This window comes from Pseudomonas sp. GV085 (assembly GCF_003050925.1).
In the GTDB taxonomy this organism is placed as follows: domain Bacteria; phylum Pseudomonadota; class Gammaproteobacteria; order Pseudomonadales; family Pseudomonadaceae; genus Aquipseudomonas.
In genome coordinates, this window is sequence record NZ_QAOV01000028.1 from 1 (window position 1) to 9,073 (window position 9,073).

At 60.2% G+C, this 9,073-nt stretch carries 9 protein-coding genes; 5 read left to right on the plus strand and 4 right to left on the minus strand.

Annotation, left to right across the window (positions count from 1 at the left end; all coding sequences use genetic code 11):
* Positions 1 to 70: 70 nt before the first annotated feature.
* Entirely contained in the window at positions 71 to 1,825 is a 1,755-nt protein-coding gene (locus C8K63_RS29745; protein ID WP_108219939.1) for a murein L,D-transpeptidase, read from the minus strand.
* An 85-nt stretch (positions 1,826 to 1,910) separates the two neighbouring features.
* Here C8K63_RS29745 and C8K63_RS29750 point away from each other — a divergent pair, with 85 nt between their 5' ends.
* The 5 genes from C8K63_RS29750 (at position 1,911) to copD (ending at position 6,724) form a co-directional block, all read left to right on the plus strand.
* The gene (locus tag C8K63_RS29750; protein ID WP_108219940.1) at positions 1,911 to 2,612 is read left to right on the plus strand and encodes a murein L,D-transpeptidase catalytic domain family protein; all 702 of its coding nucleotides are present in this window, start codon (positions 1,911 to 1,913) and stop codon (positions 2,610 to 2,612) included.
* A gap of 107 nt (positions 2,613 to 2,719) precedes the next feature.
* Complete coding sequence (locus tag C8K63_RS29755; protein ID WP_108219941.1) at positions 2,720 to 4,426, plus strand: copper resistance system multicopper oxidase; 1,707 nt, start codon at positions 2,720 to 2,722, stop codon at positions 4,424 to 4,426.
* Between the two features lie 11 nt (positions 4,427 to 4,437).
* Positions 4,438 to 5,349, plus strand: a complete 912-nt coding sequence (locus C8K63_RS29760; RefSeq protein ID WP_108219942.1) for a copper resistance protein B — start codon at positions 4,438 to 4,440, stop codon at positions 5,347 to 5,349.
* A 52-nt stretch (positions 5,350 to 5,401) separates the two neighbouring features.
* On the plus strand, positions 5,402 to 5,785 hold the full coding sequence (gene copC, locus C8K63_RS29765; RefSeq protein ID WP_108219943.1) for a copper homeostasis periplasmic binding protein CopC: 384 nt from the start codon (positions 5,402 to 5,404) through the stop codon (positions 5,783 to 5,785).
* Between the two features lie 3 nt (positions 5,786 to 5,788).
* The gene (copD, locus tag C8K63_RS29770; RefSeq protein WP_108219944.1) at positions 5,789 to 6,724 is read left to right on the plus strand and encodes a copper homeostasis membrane protein CopD; all 936 of its coding nucleotides are present in this window, start codon (positions 5,789 to 5,791) and stop codon (positions 6,722 to 6,724) included.
* A gap of 49 nt (positions 6,725 to 6,773) precedes the next feature.
* On the opposite strand, the gene C8K63_RS29775 is transcribed toward copD, so the two are convergent.
* The 3 genes from C8K63_RS29775 to C8K63_RS29790 all read right to left on the minus strand — a co-directional run.
* The gene (locus C8K63_RS29775) at positions 6,774 to 7,151 is read right to left on the minus strand and encodes a hypothetical protein (protein ID WP_108219945.1); all 378 of its coding nucleotides are present in this window, start codon (positions 7,149 to 7,151) and stop codon (positions 6,774 to 6,776) included.
* A gap of 483 nt (positions 7,152 to 7,634) precedes the next feature.
* Positions 7,635 to 8,003, minus strand: coding sequence for a hypothetical protein (locus C8K63_RS29785; RefSeq protein ID WP_223531127.1), 369 nt, complete (start codon positions 8,001 to 8,003; stop codon positions 7,635 to 7,637).
* A 17-nt stretch (positions 8,004 to 8,020) separates the two neighbouring features.
* A partial coding sequence (locus C8K63_RS29790; protein ID WP_256595036.1) for a PAAR domain-containing protein occupies positions 8,021 to 9,073 on the minus strand: 1,053 nt, incomplete at its 5' end.

Genomic DNA, 9,073 nt, shown 5'->3' on the forward strand with positions numbered 1-9,073 from the left:
TACTGGCTAAACGCGGCGTTCTTGAGTCCATCGCGAGCAGGCTCGCTCCTACAGGGTCCGGGGTGATTCATTACTGTTGGTTCTGCCCCTTCACCGCCAGCGATACCTCTGCACGACGCAAGTCCAGAGCCGGCAACTTCGTTGGCTGGCTCAAGCCCTGCAGCACCCTGGCGTCGTAATCATAAATGTCGGGTTTGAACGTCACCCGCCCGTCCTTGCTCAGGTCCACGGTCCAGTAAGCCAACAGCACCGGCACTTTCACCGGTAGCTGGATGTTCTCGGTCCTGCCATTGGCCAACTGCTTCTGAATGCCGGCGCTGTTCCAGCGCACCGGGTCGTTGAACAACAACTCGACCAGTTGCAACGGGTTTTCCACGCGGATGCAGCCTGAACTGGTGGCCCGAACCGTTTTGGCAAACAGTTCGCGGTGCGGCGTGTCATGCAGGTAAATCGAATAGTCGTTGGGGAAGCGGATCACCACCTGCCCCAGCGAACTGTCGGGCCCGGCATCCTGACGCAGGTGGATGCCTCGCGGGTTGCTCCAGTCAACGCTCGACGGATCGAGCACATTGCCTTCGCGATCAAGCACGCGAATCCGGTTGGCCTCCAGATAGCCCGGATCGTTCTGGACTTTTGGAATCACGTCCTGCTTGAGGATGGTCGGCGGCACGGTCCAGGTCGGGTTGAACGTGATGTAGGTGATTTCGGCCTGGAACACCGGCGTACTGCGCACCGGTTTACCGACCTGCACCCGCGAACGCCAGATCGGCAGACCGTCGCGGTACATCGCCACCTTGTATCCAGCGATATCGACGATCACGAACGTGCCCTGAAGCTTGTACAACAGCCACCGGGCGCGCTCCATGTTGACCCGCACCTGATCGATCCGCGCCTCGACCGGCACGTTCAGTGCCGCCAGCGTCGCCGCCCCCGCCACGCCATCGGCCCCCAGGTATTGCTCGGTCTGATACTTCTTCACCGCGGCAATGACCTTGTCGTCGTAACCGGCCTTTTTCGACAGGTGCCCGTCCAGGTACCCGCCCGCCACCAGACGCGCACGCAATTGTGCGACAGCCACCCCGTCCATGCCGGGCTTGAGCGATTGCCCTTCGGTGACTTTCGGCCAGCCGCCCGCATCACGGACCTGGCGCAACCGGGCCAGGCCCTCACGCAAGTTGCGGTAAATCTCTTCCTGAGGAGGCGCCTCGGCAAAGGCGCGCGCCACGTCATGGGCATCGAGGGTGGCGAACAGGTTGTTCATGTCCCCGCGGGCAGCGCCGCCGGCAGGCTCGAAATTCCAGTGAATGTCCAGCCGCGACGGATCGACCTTGCCCCGCCGCAATTGCAGCAGCGCAGTGATGAACGTGCGGGTCGCCGCCATGTCGAACATCGCCCGTTGCGCCGTGGAAGGCACGGCCGCTGCCAGCGACTCATGGGCCAGGGCCAGCTCGCTGATGCGAAAATCCGCCGGATTCAGGCCATCGATCCGGGTGTCTTCAAGACTCTTGAGTAACTGGGCGACATCACGATCGTCTGTCCACGCCGCCCGATAGTTGCGATGCATATAGAAATCCAGCACCACCCGGCTGACATCCACGCGCTGATGGCGCCTGGAAGTGAGCAACGGCGGAAAGGCCGAGCGCAGCGGTTCCAGCGTCGCCTGAATCACCTGGCCGACCGCATCGTCGGGCGCTGCGGCATCGATTGTGCTGCTCGCCGCAGATACCGGCTCAATCGGCGAAGTTTGCCCAAACGCCGCACCGCTGATCAGAAAGCCCATAAAAAACATGCGGCTTATGACGAATGACCTTGTTAATTGCACCATGGATAATCCTTAATCCCCCGTTTCAAACGGCTAGCTTTCCGCTCGCCGCTAGCTAGACTCGAAATTATCATGATGAGACCCGACTATGGCGCTAAACCGCTTTGGCCCTTTATTTGCCATTTTACTGACATGCCTTTCAGTAACGTCAGCCTACGCCGATTCGCTTGAAAACGCGCTGGTCAAAGCCGCACCAGGCGCCGACGCCAAAGTGATTGCCCTGGCGGTTCGCGCCACCCAATGCAGCCTCGCCCAAGGTATCGCCCCCGCCCAAAGGCTGGCGGTGATCGATTATTCCCTGCCTTCGACCGAACAACGCCTGTGGGTCTTCGATCTTAAACGGCGCAAGTTGCTGTTTCACGAACTGGTCGCCCATGGCCGCAACAGCGGTGAAAACATGGCCACGCTATTCTCCAACCTCAACGAAAGCCACGCCACCAGCCTCGGCCTGTTCCGCACCCAGCAAAGCTACCGCGGCCAGAACGGTTACTCGCTGCGCATGGAAGGCCTGGAGCCCGGCTTCAACGATAACGCCTTCGACCGGGCCATCGTCATCCACGGCGCGCCCTATGTCAGCCCGGTGCTGGCCCGCGCCAATGGCCGGATCGGCCGCAGCCTGGGTTGCCCGGCCGTCAGACCGGCGATTGCCCATCGGCTGATCGACTCGATGAAGGACGGGCAGCTGTTGTTTTCCTACTACCCGGACCAACGCTGGTTGAAGTCGTCTTCCTACATCAACTGCGGCGGCGACACAGTGGCCTCAAGGGAAAAGTCCACTTCACGCCAATAAGCGACGCCCAACCTGTCAAAACTGTAATCTGCGCCTCAGCCTGCCGAAAGGCACCGCCTGCTAGCCTTGTCGACAAGTTCAACAGGTTGACGGGCGGAACAAACGGCATGCACTCCCACACTTCAAGACGCACCTTCGTCAAAGGGCTGGCCATCGGCGGGCTCTTCGGCGGCCTCGGGTTATGGCGCACGCCGGTCTGGGCCATCAGCAGTCCCGGCGAACCGCAGGTGTTGGCCGGCCACGATTTCGACTTGTACATCGGCGAATCCCCAGTCAACTTCACCGGTCACCCGCGCACCGCCACGACCATCAACGGCGGCATTCCCGGCCCGCTGCTGCGCTGGCGTGAAGGCGATACGGTAACGCTGCGGGTGCGCAACAAACTCAAGGACAGCACCTCCATTCACTGGCACGGCATCTTGCTGCCGACCAACATGGACGGCGTGCCGGGGCTGAGCTTCAAGGGCATCGAACCGGGCGGCCTGTACGTCTACCAGTTCACCGTGCGGCAGAACGGCACCTACTGGTATCACAGCCATTCGGGCTTTCAGGAGCAATCCGGCGTCTACGGCCCGCTGGTGATCGACGCCAAAGACCCGGAGCCGTTCCAGTACGACCGCGATTACGTGGTGATGCTCAGCGACTGGACCGACGAAGACCCGGTCGGCCTGATGAAGAACCTGAAAAAACAATCCGACTACTACAACTTCCACAAACGCACTGTGGGCGACTTCATCCACGACGTCAGCGAAAAAGGCTGGGGGCCGACCGTCGCCGATCGCAAGATGTGGGCCGAGATGAAGATGAACCCCACTGACCTGGCGGACGTCGGCGGCGCCACTTACACCTACCTGCTGAACGGCCAGGCGCCGGACACGAACTGGACCGGGGTGTTCCGCCCGGGGGAAAAGCTGCGGCTGCGCTTCATCAACGGCTCGTCCATGACCTACTTCGACGTGCGCATCCCCGGGCTGAAAATGACCGTGGTCGCTGCCGATGGCCTGCACGTCAAACCGGTGAGCGTCGACGAGTTTCGCATTGCCGTGGCGGAAACCTTCGACGTCATCGTCGAACCGACCGAAGCGGCCTACACCCTGTTCGCCCAGGCGATGGATCGCACCGGATTCGCACGCGGCACCCTCGCGGTAAAAGCGGGACTGATTGCGCCGCTGCCACCACTGGACCCGCGCCCGTTGGTGACCATGGATGACATGGGCATGGGCGACATGGACCACGGCAACATGGCGGGCATGGATCACGGCAACATGGCCATGGGCGACATGCCCGGCATGCAATCCCACCCGGCCTCGGAAACCGACAACCCGCTGGTGGACATGCAAGCCATGTCCACCTCACCGAAACTCGACGACCCCGGCATGGGCCTGCGCAACAACGGGCGCCGCGTGCTCACCTATTCCGACCTGCGCAGCACCTTCGAAGACCCGGACGGCCGCGAACCTGGCCGCACCCTTGAGCTGCACCTGACCGGCCACATGGAAAAATTCGCCTGGTCGTTCAACGGCGTGAAGTTTTCCGACGCCGCACCCATACGCCTCAAGTACGGCGAGCGGCTGCGGATCGTGCTGGTCAACGACACGATGATGATGCACCCCATCCACCTGCATGGTATGTGGAGTGACCTCGAAGACGAGAACGGCCAGTTCATGGTGCGCAAACACACCATCGACATGCCACCGGGCTCCCGGCGCAGCTATCGGGTCACCGCCGATGCGCTCGGCCGCTGGGCCTATCACTGCCATCTCCTGTACCACATGGAAATGGGCATGTTCCGTGAAGTTCGCGTGGAAGAATGAGGCGCACCCCCATGATTCGATTCACCCCGGTTTTTTTCGCACTCGTGACCTCGACGGCGATGGCCGCCAGCGATGACATGCAAGGCATGGATCACAGCCAGATGGACCACGGCCAGATGCAAGGCATGGACCACAGTCAGATGCAAAGCATGGACGAGGGCCAGATGCAAAGCATGGATGAGGGCCAGATGCAGCCCGCCGCGCCCAGCGAAAGTCGCACACCGATCCCGGTGCTGACCGATGCCGATCGCGCTGCGGTGTATGCCGATCCTGCCGGTCACCACGTACATGACAGCACGCTCAATTCATTCTTCCTCGCCGACAAACTGGAATGGCAGGACGCCGATGACGGCAGCACCCTGGCCTGGGATTTATCGGGCTGGATTGGCGGTGACATCGATCGCCTGTGGCTGCGCTCCGAAGGTGAACGCACCAACGGCGTGACCGAGGACGCAGAAATCCAGGCCCTGTGGGGCCACGCCATTTCCCCGTGGTGGGACGTCGTCAGCGGCGTGCGCCAGGACTTCAAACCCGGCGCCCCGCAAACCTGGGCCGCGCTCGGCGTGCAAGGCATGGCGCTGTACAACTTCGAGGCCGAAGCCACGGCCTTCATCGGTGAAGGCGGCCAGAGCGCCGTGCGGCTGGAAGGCGACTACGACATCCTGCTGACCAATCGGCTGATCCTGCAGCCAACCGTCGAACTCAATGCCTACGGCAAAAACGACCCGCAACGGGGCATCGGCGCGGGGCTGTCCAACACTGAAGCCGGCCTGCGCCTGCGCTACGAAATCCGTCGGGAATTCGCGCCCTACGTCGGCGTGACCTGGAACCGCACCTACGGCAACACCACCGACTTCGCCAGTGACGAAGGCGAGGACCGCAGCGAAACACGCCTGGTGCTCGGTGTTCGGCTGTGGTTCTGAACAGACTCACCTCAAACCAACAACAACCGCTTCAAGCGGTAAAGGACCTTGCATGCGCCTCATAAAACCCACCGCCGCCGTTATCGCGTTGCTCAGCGGCCTGCTCATGAGCACCCTCGCTCAAGCCCACCCCAAACTACTCTCCTCCAGCCCGGCGGAAGGCGCGGCAGGTGCGCCGCCCGACAAGATCGAACTGCACTTTTCCGAAAATCTCGTCACCCAGTTTTCCGGCGCCAAACTGCTGATGACCGAAATGTCCGGCATGGCCCATGACCCGATGCCAATCAAGGCCAAAGTCAGCGGCGGCAGTGATCCGAAGACCATGCTCATCACCCCGGTAGCGCCCTTGACTGCTGGCACTTACAAGGTCGAATGGCGCGCGGTGTCGTCGGACACCCACCCGATCACCGGCAACGTCACGTTCAAAGTGAAATGATCGATGAGCGACTCGGCCAACGTCGTGCTGCGGTTTGTGTTGTATGTGGATTTGATGCTGTTGTTTGGCGTGGCGCTGTTCGGGCTGTATAGCCTTAAAGGACGGGAACGACGTTCGGGGAGCGTGCTGCCCTTTCGCGGATTGTTGGCGGGGTTTGCCGGACTCGGGGCATTGTTGTCGAGCGCCGGCATGGTGCTGATGGCCAGCACCATGAGCGGCGAATCAGACGTTGCCGAGTTGCGCCCTCACATCGAGATGATGCTGTTCGAGACCGATGTCGGGTTGGCCTGGGCCGTGCGGATGATTGCATTGGCGGTCGTGGGGCTGGCATTGACGTTCCACTCACGCGCCCCCGGCATCAGCCTGGTGATCGCCGCCACGGCCGGCGGTATCGCCCTCGCCAGCCTGGCCTGGAGCGGGCACGGCGCCATGGACGAAGACAGTCGCCGCTACTGGCACTTCACCGCGGACATCCTGCACCTGCTGATAGCGGGCGCCTGGCTCGGTGCGTTGCTGGCGTTTGCCCTGATGGCGCAAACCCGGGCCCTGCAAACCGAAGCACACATTCGCCTACTGGCTCGCGCGGTCAAGCGATTCGAACTTGCCGGCGCGCTGATCGTCGTGATCATCACCCTGACGGGCGTGGTGAACTACCTGTTCATCGTCGGGCCGAAGCTCGATGAGGTTTTACGCAGCCACTACGGAGTTTTGCTGACGATCAAAGTATTGCTGTTTGCCGGGATGCTGGTGTTGGCGGCGTTGAACCGCTTTCATCTTGGCCCCTTGCTGGAGCAGTCGTTACGAGAGGGCCAATATCGCACGGCGGCCCATGCACTTCGACGCAGTGTGGTGGTGGAAATGGCCGCAGCGGTGTTGATTGTGGGGTTGGTGGCGTGGCTGGGGACGTTGAGTCCGGAAGTGGAAATGAGCAATGTTTAGAGGCGAAACGGCACCTTCCGGTGCCGTTCGAATTTCGCCTCAAAAATCTTTAGATCCTCATCAATGCAACGTCAATTGCCATCCAAATCAGACTCACGAATATCAATAAAAGATTGATAGTCAGCATCCATCTCAAATGGGGAGGGAAGTTTTTAATATCGACAGGATCCACGTCACCGATGCGGATATATGCTGTAGACCAAACCACCATCCCTGCGATTTTTGAAACCAGAGCAATGCACCCAAACCAACCCTGATTTCGCAATGCAGGCCCCCAAATACAGATGTAACGACTGTTCTTCAGAGCTTCCATCATGGCGTCCAGGTGGCGGCCCAGGTATAGAGAGTATGCAATGGCGATCATCGCCAGCAGAATTGGCCCTCCATCCACAATAATTACCGCCCAGACCGGCCAATTGCTGATCACGGCTGTATAGCCCTATATAAAGTTTCGCCATAGGCCTCTCCCTTTTCGCCACCAATGGTGGTTCCCTCCCAGGCACCAACTCCTACGATGGTCGCGGCGCAGACAACTCCCCAAATGCCAGTAGAAACTCCAAGCGCTAGACAAATAGGGCCAGTTGCCGAAGACGCTCCCCACCCACCTGCAATACCGCCCAAAGTAGAACCGACAAATTTCCCCCCTTCAGTAAACCTGACCCTCTCGCAAGCGGCCTCAGAACCACCACCGCTACATACCTCCTGAACCGCCAGCAACGTAGAAACCCCACCAATGCCAATGCCGATGTAACCGCCGGTGCTCATGTACTTGGCCGCCCGACTGATTGCATTCACATGAGTGGCGTAACCCGGTATCTGCCCCGGCGCACCAGCCTTGTCCCAGTGGTGCACCAGGCTGCGACTGGAAATGCCGAGCGCCGTTTTAAGCTTAAGGAGACCGCCCACACAATCACTCAAACTTCATCAACCCATACGCAATGAATCCCCAAACAGCAATGCCCACCAGCATCACCGCTTTGATTTTCAAAAGACGCTTTAGATGTGGGGGAAAGTTTTTAATATCCTCGGGGTCCAGCTCACCAATGCGGATTGAAACCCTTGGCATAGTCACCATCCCGGCGATTTTTGCTATCAGCAAGAGCCCCCCAAACCACCCGTGCTGCCGCAAACCTGGCCCCCAGGTGTGGACATAACGACTATTTTTCAAGGCCTCCAGCATGGCGTCAAGGTAACGCCATCTGAGGTACAGACTGTATGCAGTGCTCGCAATGGCCAGCAAGATCGGACCGGCTAGAAGCCAAAAAGCTAGCCAGGACATCCAAAAACCCTTTCCCATCATGGCTGGGTTTTCTCGTATAAAATTTCACCCATTAGCTCACCCCCATCCCCCATATAAGTCGTACCCACCCATGCTCCAGCACCTATCAAGGTCGCGGCGCAGACAACTCCCCCGATTCCTGTAGAGACTCCAAGCGCCAGACAGACGGGTCCACTGACATATTTACCAATCCCTTCACCCGCAACGCCACCAAAGGTGGACCCAACAAACTTTCCTCCTTCCGTAAACCTGACCTTCTCGCACGCGGCCTCAGAACCACCACCGCTACATACCTCCTGAACCGCCAGCAACGAAGAAACCCCACCAATGCCAATGCCGATGTAACCGCCGGTGCTCATGTACTTGGCCGCCCGACTGATTGCATTCACATGAGTGGCGTAACCCGGTATCTGCCCCGGCGCACCAGCCTTGTCCCAGTGGTGCACCAGACTGCGACTGGAAATGCCAAGCGCCGTTTTTAGCTTGGGATGATCACCCAATGTCGTCTGGCCACGTAGGCGAGTGGAGTTCAGCAAGTGGGCGTCCAGCTGGGCGAGCAGCCGCTGGCGTTCGGCGAAGAACTGCGGCGATCGCAGGTTACCGTGCTGACGATAGCTGTCCTGATGCAGGCGCTCCATCGCTTGCAGGGTGTCGCGCAGTCGGGTCAGGTGTTTTTCCATCACCACCGCGCTGACGCCGAGCCAGGTCGAAGTCTCGCCGGTAAAACTGGCGATTTCAGCCGCGTGGCGGAACATGAATTCGGCTTCCCCCGGCGTCAGGGGATCGAGTGCCAACCTGACCTGCTGCGCGGCCTGCATCAGCTGTGCTTCCTGATAGGTGCAGGAGGTGTTGTTCGGGTCGCTCAGTACGATCAACGAGCCGGCTTTGATGTTGTCTGATACTGGGTTGAGTGCCCGAAACTTGCGCATCACGGCGGCACCAGGCGTGGAGAACAGCGTCGCCTCCAAGGCTTCGCGGGTCATGCGTTTGGGCACCACATAGAAGCCCGGTTCTTGAGGGTCTACGCGGGCGAATATGACAGGCGCCGGTGGGTACGAAGGGGCGAAACC